The 21,451-nt window shown below is 64.0% G+C and carries 18 protein-coding genes; 10 read left to right on the top strand and 8 right to left on the bottom strand.

Annotation, left to right across the window (positions count from 1 at the left end; translation table 11 throughout):
- The first annotated feature begins 130 nt into the window (after positions 1-130).
- The 5 genes from X756_RS156810 (at position 131) to X756_RS156830 (ending at position 8,058) form a co-directional block, all read left to right on the top strand.
- Positions 131-889 (top strand): protein phosphatase 2C domain-containing protein, encoded by a 759-nt coding sequence (locus X756_RS156810; protein ID WP_023729234.1) that lies wholly within the window; start codon positions 131-133, stop codon positions 887-889.
- Positions 886-3,318: a serine/threonine-protein kinase gene (locus tag X756_RS156815; protein WP_023729233.1), complete on the top strand. Its 2,433-nt coding sequence runs from the start codon at positions 886-888 to the stop codon at positions 3,316-3,318. The genes X756_RS156810 and X756_RS156815 overlap by 4 nt, the downstream gene beginning before the upstream one ends.
- Before the next feature lie 11 nt (positions 3,319-3,329).
- A complete protein-coding gene (locus tag X756_RS156820; protein WP_023667922.1) occupies positions 3,330-3,791 on the top strand; it encodes a DUF1036 domain-containing protein in 462 nt (153 codons plus the stop codon).
- Complete coding sequence (locus X756_RS156825; protein ID WP_023729232.1) at positions 3,788-6,184, top strand: M23 family metallopeptidase; 2,397 nt, start codon at positions 3,788-3,790, stop codon at positions 6,182-6,184. The genes X756_RS156820 and X756_RS156825 overlap by 4 nt, the downstream gene beginning before the upstream one ends.
- A gap of 260 nt (positions 6,185-6,444) precedes the next feature.
- A complete protein-coding gene (locus tag X756_RS156830; protein WP_245264464.1) occupies positions 6,445-8,058 on the top strand; it encodes a caspase family protein in 1,614 nt (537 codons plus the stop codon).
- Positions 8,059-8,137: 79 nt separating this feature from the next.
- Here X756_RS156830 and X756_RS156835 read toward each other — a convergent pair whose 3' ends face one another.
- Positions 8,138-8,674 carry an OmpA family protein gene (locus X756_RS156835; protein WP_023682635.1) on the bottom strand — a complete coding sequence of 179 codons (537 nt, stop codon included), beginning with the start codon at positions 8,672-8,674 and terminating at the stop codon, positions 8,138-8,140.
- A gap of 229 nt (positions 8,675-8,903) precedes the next feature.
- Here X756_RS156835 and X756_RS156840 point away from each other — a divergent pair, with 229 nt between their 5' ends.
- Positions 8,904-9,467, top strand: a complete 564-nt coding sequence (locus X756_RS156840; protein WP_023687008.1) for a hypothetical protein — start codon at positions 8,904-8,906, stop codon at positions 9,465-9,467.
- 58 nt (positions 9,468-9,525) lie between these two features.
- Here X756_RS156840 and X756_RS156845 read toward each other — a convergent pair whose 3' ends face one another.
- The 3 genes from X756_RS156845 to X756_RS156855 form a co-directional block, all read right to left on the bottom strand.
- The gene (locus X756_RS156845; RefSeq protein WP_023695269.1) at positions 9,526-10,770 is read right to left on the bottom strand and encodes a caspase domain-containing protein; all 1,245 of its coding nucleotides are present in this window, start codon (positions 10,768-10,770) and stop codon (positions 9,526-9,528) included.
- A 56-nt stretch (positions 10,771-10,826) separates the two neighbouring features.
- On the bottom strand, positions 10,827-11,933 hold the full coding sequence (locus X756_RS156850; RefSeq protein ID WP_023709977.1) for an OmpA family protein: 1,107 nt from the start codon (positions 11,931-11,933) through the stop codon (positions 10,827-10,829).
- Positions 11,934-12,072: 139 nt separating this feature from the next.
- Positions 12,073-12,714, bottom strand: coding sequence for a ThuA domain-containing protein (locus tag X756_RS156855; RefSeq protein ID WP_023729229.1), 642 nt, complete (start codon positions 12,712-12,714; stop codon positions 12,073-12,075).
- Positions 12,715-12,971: 257 nt separating this feature from the next.
- On the opposite strand from X756_RS156855, the gene X756_RS156860 reads away from it, so the two are divergent.
- Positions 12,972-13,616 (top strand): YjbE family putative metal transport protein, encoded by a 645-nt coding sequence (locus tag X756_RS156860; protein WP_023729228.1) that lies wholly within the window; start codon positions 12,972-12,974, stop codon positions 13,614-13,616.
- A 13-nt stretch (positions 13,617-13,629) separates the two neighbouring features.
- Here the strand turns inward: X756_RS156860 and X756_RS156865 are convergent, their stop codons facing one another.
- Positions 13,630-15,006, bottom strand: a complete 1,377-nt coding sequence (locus tag X756_RS156865; RefSeq protein WP_023729227.1) for an FAD-binding oxidoreductase — start codon at positions 15,004-15,006, stop codon at positions 13,630-13,632.
- 228 nt (positions 15,007-15,234) lie between these two features.
- Between X756_RS156865 and X756_RS156870 the strand changes: the two genes are divergently transcribed.
- Complete coding sequence (locus X756_RS156870) at positions 15,235-16,320, top strand: LacI family DNA-binding transcriptional regulator (RefSeq protein WP_031237971.1); 1,086 nt, start codon at positions 15,235-15,237, stop codon at positions 16,318-16,320.
- Here X756_RS156870 and X756_RS156875 read toward each other — a convergent pair.
- The 3 genes from X756_RS156875 to X756_RS156885 form a co-directional block, all read right to left on the bottom strand.
- Positions 16,280-17,287 (bottom strand): alpha/beta hydrolase, encoded by a 1,008-nt coding sequence (locus X756_RS156875; RefSeq protein ID WP_023729225.1) that lies wholly within the window; start codon positions 17,285-17,287, stop codon positions 16,280-16,282. The genes X756_RS156870 and X756_RS156875 overlap by 41 nt on opposite strands.
- A 14-nt stretch (positions 17,288-17,301) precedes the next feature.
- Positions 17,302-18,450: a Gfo/Idh/MocA family oxidoreductase gene (locus tag X756_RS156880; RefSeq protein WP_023709982.1), complete on the bottom strand. Its 1,149-nt coding sequence runs from the start codon at positions 18,448-18,450 to the stop codon at positions 17,302-17,304.
- A gap of 255 nt (positions 18,451-18,705) precedes the next feature.
- The gene (locus X756_RS156885; RefSeq protein ID WP_023692210.1) at positions 18,706-19,467 is read right to left on the bottom strand and encodes a DeoR/GlpR family DNA-binding transcription regulator; all 762 of its coding nucleotides are present in this window, start codon (positions 19,465-19,467) and stop codon (positions 18,706-18,708) included.
- A gap of 162 nt (positions 19,468-19,629) precedes the next feature.
- Between X756_RS156885 and X756_RS156890 the strand changes: the two genes are divergently transcribed.
- Together X756_RS156890 and X756_RS156895 are read left to right on the top strand one after the other, a co-directional pair.
- Positions 19,630-20,430 (top strand): class I fructose-bisphosphate aldolase, encoded by an 801-nt coding sequence (locus X756_RS156890; protein WP_023729224.1) that lies wholly within the window; start codon positions 19,630-19,632, stop codon positions 20,428-20,430.
- A gap of 3 nt (positions 20,431-20,433) precedes the next feature.
- Positions 20,434-21,384 (top strand): PfkB family carbohydrate kinase, encoded by a 951-nt coding sequence (locus X756_RS156895; RefSeq protein ID WP_023729223.1) that lies wholly within the window; start codon positions 20,434-20,436, stop codon positions 21,382-21,384.
- The last annotated feature ends 67 nt before the right edge of the window (positions 21,385-21,451 follow it).

The following is a 21,451-nucleotide window of genomic DNA, read 5'->3' as shown; positions in this document are numbered from 1 at the left end:
GACCAGCGATTGCAGGACGCAGAGACAGCGGCGGCACCGTCATCAGCGGCTTAGATTTCGATACTCTAATGAATGGGGCTGTGGCAGACTGGCCAGGCACGTCAGCCAAGGCGTTGCGGAGCGTAGGCAAGTGAACGATGCCGCCTTTGAGAGCTACGGCGTGAGCCACAAGGGCTGCGTGCGTGACCACAATGAGGACAGCTTCCTGGTCGAGCCGCGGATCGGCCTCTGGGTGGTGGCCGACGGCATGGGCGGGCACGAGGCCGGAGAAGTCGCTTCGGCAAGCATTGTCGAGCATCTGGCGACGATCGGCATCGCCAGTTCGGCGCCGGATCTGCGCGCCCGCTTTGAGGATCGGCTGAACCGGGCGCATGCCGAGATCCGCCGGATTTCGCGCTCACGCGGCGTGACCATCGGCTCCACCGTTGCCGCACTGCTGGCCATGGAGGGCAGGTTCGCCTGCCTGTGGTCGGGCGACAGCCGCGTCTATCTCGTGCGCAACGCCGCGATCTCGCAGATTTCGCGCGACCACACCGAGGTCCAGGAACTGCTCGACAGCGGCGCGATCAGCGCAGCCGAAGCGGAGAACTGGCCGCGCCGCAACGTCATCACCCGCGCCATCGGCGTCAACGACGAAATCGCCATCGACTTCCAGCAGGGAGAGACCCTTGCCGGCGACATTTTCATCCTCAGCACGGACGGCCTGACGGCGCATGTCAGTGACGCGGAGATTGCCGCTGCAGTGCTCTCGGCAGCGCCGCAGGCTGCCTGCGAAAAGCTGCTTTCCATGGTGCTTGAGCGCGGCGGCACGGACAACGTCACCATCGTTCTGGTCAAGATCAGAGACAAAGGCAATGGCCTGTCCCGAGCAGAAGGCCGCGACCGATGAGCTCCGACGACAAGACCCGGCTATTGCCCAACATGGCGGATACCAGCGTCGGCACGCAGCTCAGCGGCATCTACGAGCTCGACGAACGCATCGCGTCGGGCGGCATGGGCGAAGTCTATCGCGGCCACAACATCCAGACCGGCGATCATGTCGCGATCAAGATCGTGCTGCCGGAATTCGCCCGCGATCAGACGATCCTGTCGCTGTTTCGCAAGGAAGCCTCGATCCTCAACCATCTGTCGCATGACGCGGTCGTGCGCTACCACGTCTTCACCATAGATCCCGGCATCGGGCGGCCCTATCTGGCGATGGAATTCGTCGACGGCCAGTCGCTGTACGACGTCATGCGCGGCGGGGCGATGGCGGCTCCGGATGTGCGCAAACTGTGCCACCGGCTGGCCTCGGGCCTGAGCGCCGTGCACCAGGCCGGCGCCATCCACCGCGATCTGTCGCCTGACAACATCATCCTGCCGGGCGGCCGGGTCGAGCGGGCAAAGATCATCGATTTCGGCATTGCGCGATCGGCCGCGGTCGGTGGCGAGACGCTGATCGGCGGCAAGTTTGCCGGAAAATATAATTACGTCTCCCCCGAGCAGCTCGGGCTCTTTGGCGGCGAGGTCAGCGAACAGTCCGACATCTACAGCCTGGGGCTGGTGCTGGCGGCGGCGCTGCGCGGCAAGCCGATCGACATGGGCGGCTCGCAATACGAGATCGTCGAAAAACGGCGGACCGTCCCTGATCTCTCCGGCATCGATGCCGATTTCAGGGACATTGTCGAAGCGATGCTGCAGCCTGACCCGGATGATCGACCGGCCAGCATGGCCGAAATCGCCCGGTTGACGCGCGACGACAGCGACGCGACCTTGCCGCCGGCATCGCTCGCGCCCCGGCCCGGTCTGCCGCGAACCGGGCAGACCGCAGGGCCTGTCTCGAAGATCGGGGACTCGCCGGCCCAAGGCTTCGGTTCGGCCCCGCCAAGCGGCACGGCGGAGCCGTCTTTCGTGCCGCACGTGCGCCCGGCGCACCTGTCGCAGCCGAAACCGGCTGCTGAAACTCCCAAGCGAGCAAGCACACCGCCGAAGCGTGCTACTACAGGCAGAAATCTGACGATCGCGGTGCTGGCGGCGGTGGTCATGGTATCGCTTGGAGGGCTCTATGCATCGGGTATCGTGGGATTCGGAGACCGGCCTCGCGTCACCGACACCGGCAAGCCGCTCCAACCCGAACTGACAAAGCCGATCGTCGCTGACAAGCCCCTTCCGGACACTGCGCCGGTCGAGAAGACGGTGCCAAAGACGCAACCAGCGGAGACTGCGGCTGAAGATCAGGCCAAAACGCCGGTCGAGCCGCAGCCGACGCCACCAGTCGCGTCGAGCGCTACGGCCCCGCTGCCGGCCGCACCAATCGACAAGACCGTTGCGCTGCAACCGCCATCCGGCCCGTCACAGTCCGATGCCGCGAAGAACCCCGAGCCTGTCAGTCCGCCGGTAGAGCCCAAGGCGACAGCGCCGGCGACGCAAACACCTGAACCAACGGCCCAGGCACCCACGCCCACAGCATCGGCGCCGCAACCCACCGCTCAACCGCCCGAGCCCAAGGCGCAGGCGCCTGAACCGACCGCGCAGGCGCCCAAGCCGGACACACAGGCGCCCAAGCCGGACACGCAGGCGCCTGAAACGACCGCAGAGCCCAACCCAAGCCGGCCCAATATCGCCAGCGGCGAGCAGGCCGACAAGTCCGCAGAGCCCGACATTGCCATGAACGTGCCCAAGCCGGAGGTGCCGCCACCGGCCGATGCGGCCGCGGAGCGGGTCACCTGGGTACGCGCCTTCAATGGTGGTGATTGTTTTTTTGCGACGGTGACGTCGGCCGCCGACAAGGGTGTCGCGATCGAGGGCTTCGGCACGTCGGTGCCACCCTTCGAACAGTTGCTTGGGGAATTCCAGGCGAAGTTCCATGTCGAGCCGGATATCAGCGTCCGCCTTATCCAGCCCCCGCAATGCGGGATCACCGGCTTCCTGCGTTTCATGGGCGCGAGCACGGCCGACAGGCCGCAGCTTGTCCTCGACCAGACATCGGTGCCGGACGGCTCGCCGATCGACGGCACGCTGGTGACGCATGGCGGGCTGGTGTCGAGCGTGTTCCTGATCGACCACAGGGGCATCGCCTTCAACCTCGACGACCATGTTGTCGTACAAGCCGACAAGGCGACCTTCTCGATCCCGATCGGGCTCGGCGCCGCCGACAAGGCGGCAGGCAAGGCGTTGCCGCAGATCATCATGGTGATCACCGGGCCGCAGGACATTAAGGCGGCGGACTTCACAACGCCGACGCCGGCCTCGGTGCTGTTGCCCAGGATACTCGACGAGATCGGCGCCAGGAGTTCGGCATTTTCGGCGACCGCCAAATACTTCCGCCTCGGCGGCTAGCACCGACGCCGATGCAACGCCGTCGCCGAGATCCCGTCCTGCTTGCCCGGAACGTGCGCGTGAAGCTCGCCGCGAGCGCGGTCGCGACGCTGTTGCTGGCGCTTCTTTCCACCGGGCAGGCGCGCGCCGAATTCACCGTCTGCAACCAGACGCTCGACGTCGTCAATCTTGCCGTCGGTCAGAAGGTCGACGATGCCGACCAGACCGATGGCTGGTGGACCATCGGCGCCAATCAATGCGTCAACGTCATCCGCGAGGAGCTGACCAACCGCTACATCTACATCTACGCGACGGATGTCTTCGGCCACGCCATTCTGGCAGGCTCCACCGACATGTGCATCGAGCGGCGGCGGTTCTCGATCCGCGGCATCGATGAATGCTGGCAGCGCGGCCATATCGCGGCGAAGTTTCTCGAAGTCGACACGCAGGAACAGGTGCGCTGGACCTTCTTCCTGACCGGAAGCGCGCCGTGACGCACAGCATCGACACCAGCTTCAAAGCAAAGAAGCAGGCGCGCGCCGCGCTGCGCAGGCGCAGGATCTGGCTCGGACTGGCGGCTGGCCTGGCGACAATCGTCCTCGCCGCGATTGCCACCGGCTTTTATCTCACCGCCGACTACTGGTCGTTTGGCGACGAGGACGAGGAACTGCACGCCGTCGAAGGCTCGGACGACGTACCGGCCGACGCATCGGTCTACGTGCCGGCCATCATCGACCTTGCCGGCGACCCGATGTGGATCACACTGGCGCCAGAAGCCGGCGCCGCCAAGAGCCGCGGGATGCCGCGCCCGACGGAGCTCGACCAGGCCGGCATCTCCCCTCAGATCATGGTTCTCTCCGACGTGATGCTGAGCGCCAGCGAAAAATTCATGACGACGATCCCCTCGACGCAAGAGGATTTCGCTTTCTTTCAGGCGCAGCGGAAGACCGCGGTCGCGCCACCCGCCGAACCCAACGATCCGCAGAATGACCTGCAGAACGATCTTCAACCATCGCCCGGCGCGGACGGGGCTCCGGCGGCCTCCGGCCCAGCTCCTGACCCGCAGACCTCTCCGGGTGCATCGACGGCGGCCGATGACCCCGAGGCCGGCTGGGGCGAGACCATCGATGAGGGCGAAGCAGCACTCCCCGCCTTTCAGAAGACAGCGGTCGAAAACAACACCAGCGTTGCCACCGTCAGCTCGGAATACCAGCGCTTCGAGGCGACCCAGGACATTTTCGTGAAAATCCTCAACGACCGCAGCCTGGACAGCGTGGCGCTCGATGCGCATTTTTCCGCCGACGACGCAAAGCTTGCCGGCGAGGCGCTGAAGGCGCTGTTCGACAAGGACGGCCTGCAGCCTGGCTATGTCGTGGCGATGCGCGGCTTCAGGCCGACGCGCGAGACCACGACGATGTCGCTGATGCAGGTCTCGATCTACGCCAGGAACGTCTTTGTAGGCACGCTGACACGCAACGCGGCCGGCGCCTTCGTGTCGGGCGTCGACCCGTGGGTGCGCGAGGACCTGTTCAATTATTCGGGCGCCGAGACCGAAGGCACGCAGAAACGGCAATACCGCCTGCTCGACGCGATCTACTCGACGGCGGCCCGCAACAATGTGCCGAGCGGCATCATCGGCGAAGCCATCATGTATCTGTCGCGCGGACAGGATCTGGATGCTTTCGCCAGCGAGGACCAGCGCCTTGTGCTGATCTATTCGCAGACGCCGCGCGGCAAGAACGAGACCGACGGACGGGTGCTCTATGTCGGCATCCAAGGCACGCAAAAGAGCCTCGATTGTTTCGTTTTCCAGCAGAGCGACGGCCAGTTTTCCTGCGTCTCGGGCGATGACCAGGTGCGCTCGCTGACGGTGGCCAACGGCATGGTGACGCCGGTCAACGGTGTCATGACGTCGACCTTCGGGCCGCGCAAGCATCCGATCCTGGGCGTTGTTCGCATCCACAAAGGCGTCGACTGGGCAGCACCCGTGGGGACCCCGATCGCCGCAGCCTTCGACGGCGAGATCATCTTCCAGGGCGACGGCGGCGGCTACGGCAATGTGGTCAAGATCGCCCATGGCGGCGGCCGCGAGACGCGCTACGCGCATATGTCGAAATTCGCCATTGCCAGCGGTGTCGGCACCAAGGTGAAGGCCGGCGACATCATCGGCTATATCGGCACCACCGGCCTGTCGACCGGGCCACATTTGCATTTCGAACTCTACCAGAGCGGTCAGGCGATCGATCCGCTCGGAACAGTGACCGCTGCAATCGCCGTCACTTCCAGCGATCCCGCCGTCGAAACGCTGACCGACCGTATCGTCCACGTCGAATCGGGCGGTAGCGCGCGGGCCAAGAACCCGCTGTCTTCGGCGACAGGCGCCGGCCAGTTCATATCCAAGACCTGGATCCGGATGATGAACACCTATCGTCCCGAACTCGCGCGATCGCTGTCGACCGCAGACCTGCTCGCTTTGCGCTACGACGCCACCATCTCGCGTGAGATGGTGCGCAATCTGGCGCGCGAGGGCGAAGCCTATCTCAAGGCGCGCGGCCATCAGATTACCGCCGGCCGGCTCTATCTCTGCCATTTCCTCGGCATGGAAGGCGCACATCAGGTGCTGGCGTCGCCGGGATCGGCGCAGTTGAGCGCCGTGCTCGGATCGTCCGTTATCCAGGCCAACCCATTTCTTGCCGGCAAGACCGCCAGCTACGTCGTCGACTGGGCGGAACGGAAGATGGGCCGCAAATTGCCGACGCCCGCCACCACCGATGCGGGCCAGCCGACGACGACGGAAGTCCGCCAGACATCGCCGGAGTTCGAAAAATACAAGCAGGCGATAACGGCACTGGTCGGCTCGATCCAAAATACTCTTGAGCCGGGCTAGAGCTGGCAGTTCGCCCCGGCTTTCGCCAAGCCGATTGGTTCTGAGGCCGGCGAATGGTATGTTTGCGGATATTTGGTTTTTGGGTCCTTGTGAACCAAAACTGTGGCTGGGATCACATACGCCCAAGGGCCATTTTGGCAGAAGCGATACAGTCGCTGGTGAAATCTAGCATGCGCAGCCATCTATAACGCGCCCCATTGGGGCGGAGGGCCGATCTCATGAAAGCGTTTGCCGTCCTTTTGAGCGGATTTTTTCTGTTAATGCTGACCGCGCTTGACACCGTCCAGGCGGCGGCGCCGGATGCCGGTGGCGTCAAACGCGTCGCGCTGGTCATCGGCAACAGCAAATACGTCCATGCCGTCGAATTGCCCAATCCGGCCAATGACGCGCATCTTATCGCATCGACGCTGCGCAATGCCGGCTTCGAGGTGATCGAGGGCGTCGACCAGGACAATGCCGGCATGCACAGCCTGATCAGCAAATTCACCGAGCAGTCCTACGATGCCGACCTCGCCGTCATCTTCTATGCCGGCCACGGCATGCAAGTCGACGGCAAGAACTTTTTGATCCCGGTCGACGCCGAACTGACGTCACCTGCCTATCTCAAGACCCGCACCGTCCAGATCGACGACTTCATGGCCGCACTGCCGCCCGACCCGGCGGTCGGCGTCATCATCCTCGATGCCTGCCGCGACAATCCGCTGGCACGGACGCTGGCGGCCGCGATGCCGAAGACCCGCTCCACCGCGCTGGGCACCGGCCTGGCGCCGATCGACCCTAAATCAGAGGGCGTCGGCACCGGCGGCATCCTGATTGCCTATGCCACCGACCCGGGCGCCATCGCCTTTGACGGCAACGGCGTCGACAGCCCCTACTCGACCGCGCTCGCCAGGCACCTGACCGAACCCGGCGTCGAGATCCAGAGCGCGCTGACGCGGGTGCGCGGCGAAGTGGCCGAGACCACGCAAGGCCGCCAGCGGCCATGGCACAACGCATCGCTGGGCCGCGAGGTTTTCCTTGGCAAACCGGCCGCCGAAGCCGTGCCGGTGGCAAAACCGGCCGCCGACGACGCGAACGCCGCGACAGCGCCCGCCCCTGCCCCCGTCACCAGCGAACCGCCTTCGTGGGAAGTCGAGCAGCGGCTTTGGGACGAGGCCTCGAAGCGCAACACCGCGCCATTCTACGAAGCCTATCTCGAACAGTTCCCGAATGGCCGCTTCGCCACGGTGGCGCGGCTCAACATCGATGCGCTGAACGATCCGAAAGCCCAGGAACGGCAGGTGGCAGCGCTCGATGCCGACGAAGCGAACTCGGGTTCTGCCGTGCGCACCTCGGTCGGCATTTCGGACGACATGAAGAAGGTGCTGGGCACCGAGGCGACGGAGAACGCGATCGGTCTCGATCGCCAGGGCCGCATCGACCTGCAATTGCGCGTCGAGGCGCTGGGCAACGAGCTTGGCCGCGTTGACGGCAATATCGGCGCCAAGACCCGGCAAGCGATCGGCGACTGGCAAGAGGGGAACGGGCTGCCTCCGACCACCTTCCTGACGCGCGAGCAACTGGCATTCCTGGTTATCCAGACGGATCCGATGATGGAGGCCGTGCGTGCCAAGCATGAGGCCGACCAGGCCGGCGTGGACAAGCCGAAAAAACAGATGGTGCAGAAGGCCCGCACGCTGAAGCCGGTGGCGGAAAAGCCACGCAAGAAGCAGTACGCCCAGAAGCCGCGCCGACAGCAGCAGTTCGTGCAGAAAAGGCGCAACCGGGAGGTCGTGCGCGAGGATGAGCCGCCGCCGCGGGACAACAATGATTTCCTGACCAAGGCGCTGATCTTCGGCACCGGCGTAGCGGTCGGCGGCGTGCTCAAGAACTGATCGATCACATCGAACGACAAAAACGCCGCGTGTCCGTTGGACGCGCGGCGTTGATGGCCGGAAAACGCAGCCGGCGACGCTACTGCGCCTTGATCCGCATCTCGACCCGGCGATTGACGGGATCGTAGGGGTCGGGGTTGCGTGGATTGGCCTCGCCGAGACCGACCGCCTTGATGCGGGTGGCTTCGATGCCGTTGGATTCGAGGAAGGCCGTCACCGACTGCGCCCTGCGCTGCGACAGCCCCTCATTGTAGGTCGCCGAGCCGGATGCGTCGGTATAGCCTTCGACGACGAAGGACAGCTTGCTCAGCCGATCGTCCTTCAGCGCCTTGGCGAATTCGTCGAGTTCGCTGCGCGCCTTGGCGTCGAGCTCGGACGAATCCAGGCTGAAATTGATCAGCATATCGAGGCCGGTCTTCTCCGGAGGCTTTTCTTTCTGGCCGGTCTTGCTCTTGCACTCGTCCTCGGTGCCGACACAAATCCCGCGTGCCGCGCCGTGATCGATCGTGCCGGCAAAGAACTTCACAATGTCTTCCGATTTCTGAAGTGGGTCGGCATAGACGTGAGTCGAGAAAAGCACGGTCGCCAATGCCAAGACTGAAATGTGCCGCTGCATAACGGTTACTCCCGTTTCGAGCATCCGATTTTCACTCAGGCCCGATCCATGGATCCGGGCCAACTCTTCCTGTTCGACAATGATCTGTCGAGATCACGGTCGGCTGTGGAATATACCAAACCGTGAGGCGTTTGTCTGTGAACAACGTCATGGACATGTGGTGGTCGACAGACTTGACCCGCGCCTCGCAGGCGGGTTGAGTGAGGGCTGGGGGAGGATAACAGCAGCGATGGTCAACGGGCTTCGATTCCAGACCGCACGCGATCTCTTCGCCGCGAACACGGCTGTCGCTCGGGACATGACGGCCGTTCCGACCGACCAACCCTCGCTCGAGTTCTGCCGCCGGCTGATGGCCGGGCGCATCCCCGAGGAAGCGATTACCTTTTGCGCCTATCTCCTGCCTGACCGGGCCGCAATCTGGTGGGGCCATGAGTGCCTGGGGCATCTGACCGAGCTGCTCGAAGAGCAGGACCTCGCAACGCTGACACTGATCCAGGAGTGGGTCGGCGACCCCAACAATGCAACCCGCCGGGAGGCTGTCGCCGGGGCGGCGATGACGCAGCAGCACACGCCTGCCGGCTGGATCGCGCTAGCGGCGCAACGGCACATCAATGGCCTGACGCCGCAGACCAACGGGTCGAGGCTGCGGCCGCTGCCGGCTGCGCATGCCGTCAATGCCGGCATACTGGCCGGACTGGCGCGGGTTGCGGTGGCGGACCGTTTCTCCGTGCTCACCGCCTTTGTCGAGATGGGCATCCATCTGGCCGAAACCGAGGCGCTGCGCCGAGCCTGATTGCTCTGGATCGTGATGAGATTTCATTGAAATCTGATCCAACCCATTGTTGGCGGTCTCATTTGCAGCCGTTTTGCGCCCATTTGCCGAGTGCCACCTTGAAGCGCGTGCCCAGCGGGTGTTGCAGGCGCAACACCGAGGCATCATTGGTGACGTAGGTCTTGGCCTGGTCGCACAGCCGCTCCTCGGTCCATTGATGACAGTTGCTGCACTGGTTGTCCCAGACGGACTTTTCCAGGCCCTCGACCGGACTGAAGTGCGGCTTGCCCTGGATGAGTTGGGCGATGCTCTTGCCGTCGATCGCCGGGTCGCCGAAATTGACCGGAACATCGAAAAGGATTGGCGCGTCCGAGCCCAGCTTCGGAATTTCCTCACGCAGCTGTTCCAGCGCCTGCTCGCCGGCGTCCGTACCCGGCGGATTGGCGGCCGCGCCGGTGCGCGCCTGCGTATCGCCTTCGGGCGCAGCCGGGCCGGAATCGCCGACGATCAGCGGCGCCTTGAGATCGACCTTGTGAAGCACGACATCGGTGGTCAGCGAAACGTTGATCCAGGGCCGCTGGCGTCCGGCTGTGGCCTTGAACACATCCGACGTAACCCGGTTCATCGCTTCGGTGATCGAGACGTTGACCTCGCCGATATGGGCAAGCAGCGCCGCCGAAAATGGCGAGTGCTCGCCCGGTCCGTCATAGGCGAGCTGGTTGGGACTGGCAGCGAAGGCGACCAGCGTGCCGGCGCCGCCATTCTCGATCGGTATTTCGGCAAGGCCGCTGCTTGCCGTGCTGTCGCCGCCAGTCTCCTTGGCAAGCACATCGGCGAGCGGGTTGTCGCGGCAGGCGTCGAGGAACACCAGCCTGATGCTGGTCTCGCGCGACATCTGCCGCAGGATGAAGTCCACCTGCACGGCTTCGAAGTCGAGCGAGGTCTCGTCCTCCAGCGCCGCATCGACAGGCAGCAGGTAATTCCTGCCCGAGACCTGCAGGCCATGACCGGCATAGAAGAACAGCGCGATATCGGCGCCACGCACCTGCCGCGCGAATTGCGCGATCTTTTCCTGCGTCTGCGCCTTGGTGAGATCGAGGCCGGAGACGATTTCGAAGCCCAGCCCCTTCAGGCGATCGGACATTGCCTGCGCATCGTTCACCGGATTGGGCAGCACCGGCGCGTTCCGGTAATGGGAATTGCCGAGCACCAGGGCGATGCGGCGTTCGGCACTGGCCGCGGTCATGGTAATGGTCATGGTCAACGCAAGCGCCAGCACGGCGAGGCCGATGCCGCGCATGAAGTTGCCGCAACTTGCAATCATGTCCAAACGCACCGGGTTCCTTTTCGGTTGACGGGCCTTCTCAGTTAAGGACCGGCTCAGTTGGAGAGCGGCGTGGCGGAGAACTCGATCCGCCGGTTCAGCGCCTTGTTCTTCGGCGTATCGTTCGGCGCCACCGGCTTTTCCTCGCCATAGCCGGAAGCCGTGATCTGCGCCGATGGAATGCCCGCAGCGATGATCGCGTCGGCGACCGCCTTGGCGCGCCGTTCCGACAGGTTCTTGTTGGCCGTCGGCGAGCCGTCGGAATCGGTATGGCCCGAAACCTCGACCTTCAGTTTCGGACATTTGCCGACGACGCCGACCACCTCGGCCAGCAGTGGGCGGCTCTTTTCATCGAGCCGAGCGCTGGCTGGGCGAAAATAGACGGCGCCGGTGCGCGACAGCACCTCGAACCTGTTCAGGCATTCATCGTCGCTGAAGGACGTCTTGCCTGCATCTGTGGCGACCGGCCCGGCATCGGCTGGGGCTGCGGCCGCGACGGCAGGCGTGGCCGCAGGCTTGGCGCCATCAGCGGTGAAGACGAAGTCGAACGACACCGAAGCCGTCGGGACGATGCTGCTGACATTGGCCGCCTGCTGGAGTTTTTCGATGTTGGGCAACAGGCCGAAATCCTCGACATGCACGGCGACCGGCGCCTCCGAGGCGATCGACACCATGCTGTCGGTGATCATGGTGACCACGACATTGGCCTCAAGGTCCTTGTCGACGCCGTGCAGGCTCAGGCGAAACGGGATATGCGCGCTCATGCGCCGTTTGGTGGCGAGATCGGCAAAAGCGGCGGGATCGACTTTCGCCGTCACTTCCGCCGTCGGGAATTTGAAGGTTTCGAAGAACAGGAAGCGCATGCGGACATTGCGAAGGTCGATACCGGTGTCGACCGAGTTGAGGTCGAACGTGACCTTGGCGGCGCCATCCGATGTCAGCGTGCCCGAGAGGTTCCTGATCTTGTTGGTTTCGACAATGGTGTTCTTCTTCACCGATTGATAGGTGAGCGTCGAATTCGCCGGATCGAGCGTCCAGTTCGGCTTCGCATTCGCCACTTCCGGTGCGAGCAGCAACAGCCCGAACACCACGACCACCAGAGCCGGCGGACGCCAGCGCTGCGACGGCTTTCCATGCCTTACTAATCCGACGACCCCGAACATGCATGCCCCCCGTGACAACACATTTCAGTTGCGATGACGGCGGTCGAACGTCGTCACCTCAGCCACCATAGTGCGTTAGCCGCGGCTTAGCGAGTAGCGGAGGCGTGATATCGCCGTTGCTTGCTTGGACAGGCCCCGGTTACCGGCTGGCCCACAGCACCCCACGCTCGAAGATGGTGCGCATTTGCGGCACGGAAAACTCATCCGCGGTGTGGCCGAGCGCGCTGAAGAAGACGCGGCCCTTGCCATAGCGGCGCTTCCAGACCACGGGCATGACGACGCCGTCGATGAAGTCGAGATGCTCACCGCTGAACGTCGTCGTCGCCAGCACCTCGTTGCTCGGGTCGACATGCATGTAATACTGCTCGGAATGGTAGGCGAAACCCTCGATACCCCTGACGATCGGATCGTCGCTGATGATGTCGACACGGTAGTCGATGATGTCGCCGGGGTGCGCGACCCATTGGCCGCCGGTCATGAACTGATAGTTCGGCTCGTTGCGAAAACTGTCGCCCATGGTGCCGTGGAAGCCGGCAAGGCCGGTCCCGCCGCTGACGGCGGCGGTGAGGTTTTGCAGCTCCGGTTTATCGATCGTCGACATGGTGATCACCGGCACGATCAGATCGATGGCCGGGAGCTGCGGATCGGCAAGCGCCGATGTGCCCTCTTCTGTCCGCACCTCGAAGCCATGCCGGGTCAATATCTCGCTGACGACAGCGGCGCTGCGAGCCGGCGTGTGGCCTTCCCATCCGCCCCAGAAAATCAGTGCCGTCTTGCTCATGCTCGTCTCTCCTTTGGTCGGCAATATTGATAGGCAAGCGGAACGTTTTTGTCTTCCTTCCATGATGGGCATTCTGGGACGGGCATTTCTGGTCGGAAATCACGACCCGGCGATGAATTCCGTGGATGAGGACCGATTGGCCGCGCTGGCGTCTTGTTTCAATACCGGGCTGCACTCAAATCAGCTGTCTTCGCGTTTGCGCAGACATCGGTCCGATGCGCCCGCAACCAGCCGGAGCCTTCCGGGGAGACCGCTTTATGAGTTTCGACCAGACGACTGTCGCCGCCTATCTGGAAGTCATCACCATCAACCTTGTGCTCTCTGGCGACAATGTCGTGGTGATCGGCATGGCGGCCGCAGGCCTCGCCAAGGCGTTGCGGCAGAAGGCGATCATCGCCGGCATTGCCGCGGCGGCGGTGATCCGCATCGTCTTTGCCGTGATCGCGGTGCAGCTGCTGGAAATTCCGGGGATCATGCTGGTCGGCGGCATGCTTTTGTTCTGGGTGTGCTGGAACATGTTCCAGGAGTTGCGCTCGGCCGGCGACGGCGAGGACGTCGACACTGAAGCCGTAGCACTTGCGACGGCGCGGCCGGCCAAGGCGCTGCGCACCGCGATCCTGCAGATCGTCGTCGCCGATGTCTCGATGTCGCTGGACAATGTGCTGGCAGTGGCGGGAGCCGCCGCCCACGACATGAATGCGCTGGTGTTCGGTCTCATCCTGTCGGTGGTTCTGATGGCGGTCGCCTCGACGCTGGTGGCGGCGCTGCTTGCCAAGTATCGCTGGATCGGCTGGCTCGGTCTGGCAATCATCGTCTATGTCGCGGGAAATATGACTCTGGACGGCGTCGAGCAGATGAGAACGGTCGCCTTCCACGCGCTGCTCTCGCCAGTTGCAAGCTAGATCCTCCCGGCGATCAAAAAATCCGCCCTGGGTTGAGAATGTTGTGCGGATCGAACGCCACCTTCAGCCGGCGCATGGCTGATAGTTCGGCGTCGCTGCGCACGAGGTTCAGCCATTTCTTCTTGTCGAGGCCGATGCCGTGCTCGGCCGAGACGGCGCCACCGCATGCCGCCACGCCGCGATAGATGATCTCATAGGCGGCCGCCGGTTCCGTGGTGTCGACCTGATAGTGCAGATTGCCGTCGCCGAGATGGCCGAAGACGTAGATCTCGGCGCGGCTGTCGACGGCGTGGATCGCGGCTTCGGCGTTGCGCAGGAAACCCGCCATGGTCGCCAACGGGATGCTGATGTCGACGCCGATCATGCCCTCGATCGCAAACAGGAATCGGTTGGCCTCTTCGCGCACATCCCATAGCGCACGGAATTCGCGCGGCGACTGCGAGACGACCACGTCGTCGACGATGCCGTCCTCGACCGCCTGCATCAGCACCGAAGCGAAACGCTCGCCGTCCAGCTCGGCCTGGTTGCCCTGGATCTCGGCCAAAACATAAACCGGCGCGCCGGCAGGCAGCGGCGCCGGCGCGGCCATGCCGGCAATCATGGCGCCGTAGAGCGGCGAGAAGTTTACCTCATAGGCCGAAAGCAAGGGCCCGAGCCGCTGCTTGAGCAACCCCAGCAACGCAATCGCCGCCTCCAGCGAGCCAAGGGCGCAAAAGGCGGCAACCTCGGTGGCGGGCTTGGGATGCAGCCGCAGGCAGGCGCGAGTAACCACGCCCAGCGTGCCTTCGCTGCCAATGAAAAGCTGGTTGAGATCGTATCCCGAATTGTCCTTGGCCAGGCCACGCAACGAAGTCAGGATCGAGCCGTCGGCAAGCACGGCCTCCAGCCCCAGCACCTGGGCGCGGTACATGCCGTAGCGCAGCACGCGAATGCCGCCGGCATTGGTGGCGATGTTGCCGCCGACCGTCGCCGTGCCGCGCGCGCCGATATCGACGCCGAACATCAGGCCGGACGCATCGGCCGCTTCCTGCACCATTTGCAGCGGCGCGCCGGCTTCCGCGATGATGGTTGCCGCGGCGCCGTCGGGCGCTTCGACCGCGGTCATGCGCTCCAGCGACAGCACTGCTTCGCCCGGCTGCACGCGCGCGCCGCCGGCCAGCCCGGTGCGGCCGCCATGGACGACCAGCTTCTGGCCGATACCACTGCATAGGCGCAGGATTTCGGCGACGTCGGCGGCGTTGCGCGGACGCAAGACCAGTTCGGGCTGGCCGCCGCCCTTGCCGGAGAGGTCGTCGCTGTAGCGCGGATCGATGGCATCGCCGATCACAATCGCGGCGGCATCGAGCCGACGATAAAGCTGGGAAAGAAGCCGATCGATCTGTTGTGTCATGGTGCCTGGACTGTTTCAGCGCTCTTTGTGACCGAGACTTTGATGCGCGACAATTTTCGCGTCAATTGAACAAATTTTACGCACGGTATAATCTGTCATTGCGCGTTGAACCCACTGACGTTTCCTGTAAATTTCGTCTGCCGTTGCGTGGCGGACGCGCCGGCTGCAGGACCCTGGGCAGCGTCAAGGGATGACCGAGGTTCTGGCGCGTGCCAGACGAGGGATTGAATGCCGATGACGCACAAGACGATGGAGGATTTCGCCCGCTCCTGCGGCGTCTCCAGGCCGACGCTGTCGAAATATTTCGACGATCCGACCAGCGTCAAGCCGGCAACGCGCAAGCGCATCGAAGAGGCGTTGCGCTCATCCGACTACCAGCCCAATCTGTTTGCCCGCAACCTCAACCGCAAGCGCACCCGCGCCATCGGCATTGTCGTACCGACGGTCACCGATCCCTTCTATTCCGAAATGGTCAGCCGCATCGAGCTCAGGCTGCGCGACGAGGGCTACTGGCCGATCGTCATCTCCTCGCATGGCTCAACCGAGCTCGAAATGGAGGCGACACGTACCATCCTGTCGCTGAAAGTTTCGGGCGCGCTGATCGCGCCGCTCGGCTTGCGTTCGGACCGGCGCACGCTGGAGAAGCTGACCCAGACAATGCCGGTCGTCTATTTCGACACCTATCTTGAAGGCGGCACGCCCTTTGTCGGCAACAACAATGCCCAGAGTGTCTCGACCATCGTCGACTATCTCTGCCGCTCCGGCGACGCCCCGGTCTATTTCGATATCCCGCATGTCAATCACAATTCGCCGGAGCGCCTGAACAGTTACGTAGCCGCGATGCGTCAGCTTGGCCAGGACCCGGTGGTTATCGGCAACACCCGAGACTACACATGGGATTTCGAGCGCATCGGCTACGAGCAGATGGAACAGATGCTCGGGGCCAGTGGCCTGCCGGGCAAGACCGGGGGTCTGCCCGGCAAGACCGGGGGTCTGCCCGGCAAGACCGGAGGTCTGCCCGGCAAGACCATACTGTGTGCGAATGACCGCCTGGCTTTCGGCGTGATGGCGGCAGCCTTCGCGAAAGGGCTGAAGATCGGCCGCAAGGCCGATTGCGACCTGCGTATCGCCGCCCATGACGACCATCCGCTGAGCCGCTACACCTGCCCCGCACTGACCACCATCGCGCAGGATTTTGCCGCCATGGCGGGGCGCAGCGTCGAGACATTGCTCGCTTTGCTCAACGAGGATAGGGCGAACGTCGCGCCGAAGGTCAGCCTTGACGCCGCCCTGGTGATGCGTCAGTCCGCTTGAAATTTCCAAAGGCGGGATCGAAGCTGAGCCACGCGGCAATGGCGGCGGCAACCGCCTGTCTCGCTGCCGGGCCGTGACGGCCCATAGAGACGAAGCCGTGGATCTGACCGGGCCAGTGTTCCAGCACGACCGGCACGCCGGCCTCCTGCAGACGCCTGGCATAGGCCTCGCCTTCGTCGGCGAGGATGTCGTGACCGGCGATGGCGATGAAGGCGGGCGGCGCACCGGCGAGGCTTTCCGCCTTCAGCGGTGAGATGCGCCAGTCGCCGATGTCGGCGGCATTGCGGACATAATGGTCGCGGAACCAGGCCATGGTCGAGGCGGTCAGGCCAAAGCCTATGGCGAAGCGGCGATAGCTGTCCGTCGTCTGCCCGGCATCGGTGTTGGGATAAAACAGCAGCTGCGCTGCCGGCGGATTTTTGTCCCCCCGCGTGAGCAGGCCGAGCACCGTGGCGAGATTGCCGCCCGCGCTGTCGCCGGCAACCGCGATGCGGGCAGCGTCGATGCCGAGTTCGTCCGCGGCGCTTTGCATGAAGGCAAGTGCCGCTCGGCAATCCTCTATCGCCGCCGGGAATTTGTGTTCCGGCGCCAGCCGGTAGTCGACGGAAACGACGACAGCGCCTGCCTCGTTGGCGAACCAGCGGCAGATCTCGTCATGCGAATCGAGATTGCCGATCACCCAGCCGCCGCCATGGAGATAGAGCAGCGCCGGAGCGCCTGCCGAAGGCGCGCCCTGCCCGCGATAGATCCTGAGCCTAAGTGGTCCGCCGGGTTCGGCGACGATGCGCTCGCTGAGTGCTGCGACCGGCTCACGCTCGCCTTGCAGGTTTGGGAAGCCTTCATTGTAGGCAAGGCGCGCCTGTTCTGGCGTTCCCGTTTCGAACGGCGGCGCGCCGGCCTGGCTGCCGAGCTCGAGCACATGCCGGGCCTCCGGATCGAGTGTCGGCAGGGACGGCGGCGATGTCACGGACGAACCTCCCGTCAGGCAAGCAGGGTTGCCGCTTCCTCTTCGCCAAGCAGCGGCGGCTGGTCGACCGTGCCGCTGACGGCAACCGAGCCACGGCTTTCGCCCGAAGCCAGGATCGCCTCCATGATCTCAAGCACATGCAGCGCCAGCTCACCGGAGGCGCGCGGCTTTCTGCCCGTGGCCAGCGCGCCCGCCAGATCGGCGACGCCGAGCATGCGGTAATTGGCACGGTCGGGCGCGGAATAGGGCCAGTTGCGGGCGCCGTAGAGTTCGCTGTCGCTGGCGAAATCGACCCAGTCGGCGCCACGCTCCGACAGCGAAACGGTGCCGCCGAACGTGTCGGGGTCGGGCAGCCTGAGCGAGCCTTCGGTGCCGTGCAGTTCAATGGGATGGTTGGAGTGTTTGAAAACATCCCATGAGGCGCCGAAGGTGACGGTGGCGCCCGAGCGGAATTCGAGCAGCGATATTATGTTGGTCGGCGTGCCGACCTTGAATGTCGTGTTCTTGAACGGCCCGTCGGCCGTGATCAGCCTCTCCTCCTGGCCGCGCGTCGCCATCGCCATGACGCGCTCGACCGGCCCGAGCAGATTGACCAGCACGGTCAGGTAATAGGGACCCATGTCGAACACCGGACCGCCGCCGGGCTGATAATAGAATTGCGGATTGGGATGCCAGTGCTCCATGCCCCGTCCCATCATGAAAGCGGTGCCGGTCACCGGCTTGCCGATCGCGCCGTCATCCATCAGCCGGCGCGCGCGGCGGCCGGCTGCACCCAGGAATGTGTCCGGCGCCGAGCCGATCAGCAGGCCGCGCTTCGCGGCCTCGGCGACAAGGCGGCGGCCGTCGGCGGCAGAGGTTGCCAGCGGCTTTTCGGTGAAGACATGCTTGCCCGCCGAGAGCGCTGACAACGAAATGTCGAAATGCGCCGCGGGGATTGTCAGGTTCAGCACGAGGTCGATATCGGGGTCGGCCAGCAGCGCGTCAACGCCCAGGGCGCGGATGCCGTATTCCCTGGCGCGCAGCTCAGCCATGTCAGCGGAAATGTCGGCGCAGGCGCGTAGCTCGACACCACCGAAGAGCGCTGCATTGCGCAGATAGGTCATCGAGATGTTGCCGCAGCCGATGACACCGATGCCGAGCTTTGTCTCTGATTTTCCGTGCATTTCCAGCTTTCCTCCCAAGCCAAGGGCATGCTGCGCAACCGTTGCAGTTCCCACGACCCCCCGCAATCCGCTATACAGGACTTTAAATGTTGACGCGCGTAAATTTTTTATAGAGCATGTGAGAGTTCTGGCGCAGGATTGGGAGGCCGCCAGCGTGAGGAGGAGAACATGACCGGCATGAAAAACGGCCGACGGCCGCTGCGAAGCCCGTGGGTCATGCGCGTCTTCCGTCGCGCATCAGAGACCGGGATGGGTTCAGGCATAGATCACCTTGGCCCCGATCCTATCAAGCTCGCTGCGTATTGGACCGGGCAGGCCATCGTCGGTGATCACCACGTCGACGGCCGACAGCGAAAATGCCTTGGACGTCCCGCTGACGCCCCATTTGCTCGAATCGGCGAGCAGGACAACGCGCCGGGCCATGCGAACGAGGTTTCGCTTCGTTCGCGCCATGTCTTCGTTCACGTCGACCACATCCAGTGACGAGTCTATCGCATGCGCTCCAACAAAGACCTGATGCGCTACCAGGCCGCCGAGAGCCGTATCGGCATCGGTGATCAGCGTGCTCACCGTGTCGGGATAGACCCGGCCGCCGATCATATGAACGTCGAGCCCGGGACGATGCATAAGATGCTGCACGATATTCATGGCCGTGGCCGCGACCACGACATTGCTGAGCGGCGGTAACTGCATGGCAAGCTGCATCAATGTCGAGCCGCCGTCGAAGATGACCGATTGGTTGTCCTCGAACAGGTCCAGCGCCGCCCGGGCGATGCGCTTCTTTGCGTCGAGGTTCGTTTGCATCCGGCGGGCGAACGCGGCCGTCGTCGAATCGGTAGTCCGGGTCACCGCTCCTCCACGGGTCTTGGTCAGCAGTCCCTTGCGGTCCAGTATTTCGAGGTCGGAGCGCACCGTGACCTCCGACACGCCAAACCCGTCCGACAGGTCCTTGATGCGAACCTGTCCGCTGCGTTGCACCTCGCCCAGGATCGATTGGCGTCTCTGCTCCGACAACATTGCCCTGCCCTTGCCTTCCCGCGCCAGGCAATCGCCCTGGCCTTGGCTCACCTTACCGGAAATATGCAGATTCGAAAGCTTTCGAAAGATTGTTTTTCTTTTTTCTTTCGGAAACACTGGATCGAGCATTTTTAAATCAACCGATCAGGGAATTTTGCACTCATGAGCCTAGGAACCAAGGTGCGCCTCGCGCGCCTCTTCTCGCATCCATCGGGGAACCTTTTTGGCGGCGCGGTCGACCACTTCGTCGGCTATGGCGACGTGCGCAAAGGCGGCCTTGCCGACCTGCCGGGTGCGCTCGCACGCGTCATGGCGGGCAAACCCGACTACGTCAGCATCCAGCCTGGCACCGCGCGCCATCTGTGGCCGCAATATGCGGGCAAAGCTTCCCTGGTGATTCAGGCGGGCTGCTTCACTGCGGACGATCGCATCAGCGAGTTGATCGCAACGCCCGAGGACGCGGTGCGCGCGGGGGCCGATGCGTTGGCCGTGGCCATTCCGGTGCGCGGCGCGACGGAGGGCAAATACATACGCTGGCTGACCGATTCGGTAAATGCGGCGGCCCGCTACGGCATGCCTGTGGTGGCGCATATCTACCCTCGCGATTTCACCGACGGAGCAAAGATCGTCTTCACCCCCGACGAGATCGCCTATGCGGCGCGCATCGGTTACGAGTCCGGCGTCGACGTGATCAAGATCGGCTACACCGGCGATTTCGAGTCGTTCCGGGAGACCGTCCGGACCTGCCCGGTGCCGGTTGTCATCGCGGGCGGTCCAAAGACCGATACGCTGCTCGGCGCGCTTCAGCAGACGGCGGACGCCATCCGTGCCGGCGCGCACGGCGCCGTGGTCGGCCGCAATCTCTGGGGGCACGGCGATCCGGAGAAGGCAGCGCTTGCCTTTCGCGGCGTCATCCATGACGGCCTTTCGGCGCAAGACGCCCTGGCGAAGGTGGGTGCCTGAACGATGCCCACCATCCCCTCGATCCTCGGCTTCGGCGCTATTGCGATCGACGACATCGTCTACGTCGATCAGCCATTGTCGGCGGGCAAGGGTAAGGTTCTGCAAAGTACCCGCGCCTTCGGGGGAAATGTCGCGACGGCGCTGGCCGCCGTCGCGCGGCTCGGCGGAACCGCCGGGTTCGTCGGATGGCTGGCCAGTGCCGCGGACGACGCGGTGCAGCTCGATCTCGTGGCGAGCGGTATTGAAACCGCATTCGCGCCGCGCCATCCCGACGCGCGCCCGGTGCACTCGCGGATCACCGTCGGCTCGGACGGGGAAAGGTTCATCGCGTATGACGACGATGCGATGCTGGGCACCGCTCCGGACTTTCCGGACGATATCCTCAGCCGCGCGACCGTCCTGATCGTCGATAGCTACGCGACCGGGTCGCTGGATGTAGTGGCTCGGGCTCGCGATCTCGGCCTTGCGATCCTCGGCGATATCGAATGGAGCAGCGGCCCCGCCACGGAGCGGCTGATCGCGCTCTGCGACCATCTCATTCTTCCACTTAGCTTTGCACGCACTGCCACGGGGCGCCGATCGCCTGCCGAGATGCTCGATGTCTTGTGGTTGCCATCGCGATCCGCCGTGGTTCTGACCGATGGAGGCAGGGGTGTGTACTATCGCGGCCGTGAAGAGACAGGTCTCTGGCACCTGCCCCCGCACCGGGTTGCGGTCGTCGACTCCACAGGCGCGGGTGACTGCTTTCATGGCGCCTATGCCCATGCGTTGACGCGCGGAGCCGACACCGCGGGCCGGATCGCATTCGCGGCCGCGGCGGCGGCCGTTTCGATAACGGGGCGTGGCGGGCGCGAGGCGCTTCCGACCGAGGACCAGGTCACGCAACTCCTGGCATCGGCGAACGCGCCGTCAGCAGTCGACCTGAAAAATGCGCATGTGGATGCTGGAGCATGAACTGAAACGATCCGAGGAAACATTTCGCAGGCGAACACAAGCCCAGGAGAATCATAAAAATCGGGGC

This window comes from Mesorhizobium sp. LNJC405B00 (genome assembly GCF_000502615.1).
GTDB lineage: Bacteria > Pseudomonadota > Alphaproteobacteria > Rhizobiales > Rhizobiaceae > Mesorhizobium.
This window is presented reverse-complemented; position numbering and strand designations above follow the sequence as displayed.

What these genes read in the sequence shown, in the direction of transcription:
- X756_RS156830 (WP_245264464.1), top strand. Translation starts at nt 6,445, where the DNA reads ATGCTGACCGCGCTTGACACCGTCCAGGCGGCGGCGCCGGATGCCGGT.
- X756_RS156850 (WP_023709977.1), bottom strand. Translation starts at nt 11,933, where the DNA reads ATGTTCGGGGTCGTCGGATTAGTAAGGCATGGAAAGCCGTCGCAGCGC.
- X756_RS156870 (WP_031237971.1), top strand. Translation starts at nt 15,235, where the DNA reads ATGCCGATGACGCACAAGACGATGGAGGATTTCGCCCGCTCCTGCGGC.
- X756_RS156880 (WP_023709982.1), bottom strand. Translation starts at nt 18,450, where the DNA reads ATGCACGGAAAATCAGAGACAAAGCTCGGCATCGGTGTCATCGGCTGC.
- X756_RS156820 (WP_023667922.1), top strand. Translation starts at nt 3,330, where the DNA reads ATGCAACGCCGTCGCCGAGATCCCGTCCTGCTTGCCCGGAACGTGCGC.
- X756_RS156855 (WP_023729229.1), bottom strand. Translation starts at nt 12,714, where the DNA reads ATGAGCAAGACGGCACTGATTTTCTGGGGCGGATGGGAAGGCCACACG.
- X756_RS156895 (WP_023729223.1), top strand. Translation starts at nt 20,434, where the DNA reads ATGCCCACCATCCCCTCGATCCTCGGCTTCGGCGCTATTGCGATCGAC.
- X756_RS156845 (WP_023695269.1), bottom strand. Translation starts at nt 10,770, where the DNA reads ATGATTGCAAGTTGCGGCAACTTCATGCGCGGCATCGGCCTCGCCGTG.
- X756_RS156815 (WP_023729233.1), top strand. Translation starts at nt 886, where the DNA reads ATGAGCTCCGACGACAAGACCCGGCTATTGCCCAACATGGCGGATACC.
- X756_RS156840 (WP_023687008.1), top strand. Translation starts at nt 8,904, where the DNA reads ATGGTCAACGGGCTTCGATTCCAGACCGCACGCGATCTCTTCGCCGCG.
- X756_RS156835 (WP_023682635.1), bottom strand. Translation starts at nt 8,674, where the DNA reads ATGCAGCGGCACATTTCAGTCTTGGCATTGGCGACCGTGCTTTTCTCG.
- X756_RS156860 (WP_023729228.1), top strand. Translation starts at nt 12,972, where the DNA reads ATGAGTTTCGACCAGACGACTGTCGCCGCCTATCTGGAAGTCATCACC.
- X756_RS156865 (WP_023729227.1), bottom strand. Translation starts at nt 15,006, where the DNA reads ATGACACAACAGATCGATCGGCTTCTTTCCCAGCTTTATCGTCGGCTC.
- X756_RS156885 (WP_023692210.1), bottom strand. Translation starts at nt 19,467, where the DNA reads ATGTTGTCGGAGCAGAGACGCCAATCGATCCTGGGCGAGGTGCAACGC.
- X756_RS156890 (WP_023729224.1), top strand. Translation starts at nt 19,630, where the DNA reads ATGAGCCTAGGAACCAAGGTGCGCCTCGCGCGCCTCTTCTCGCATCCA.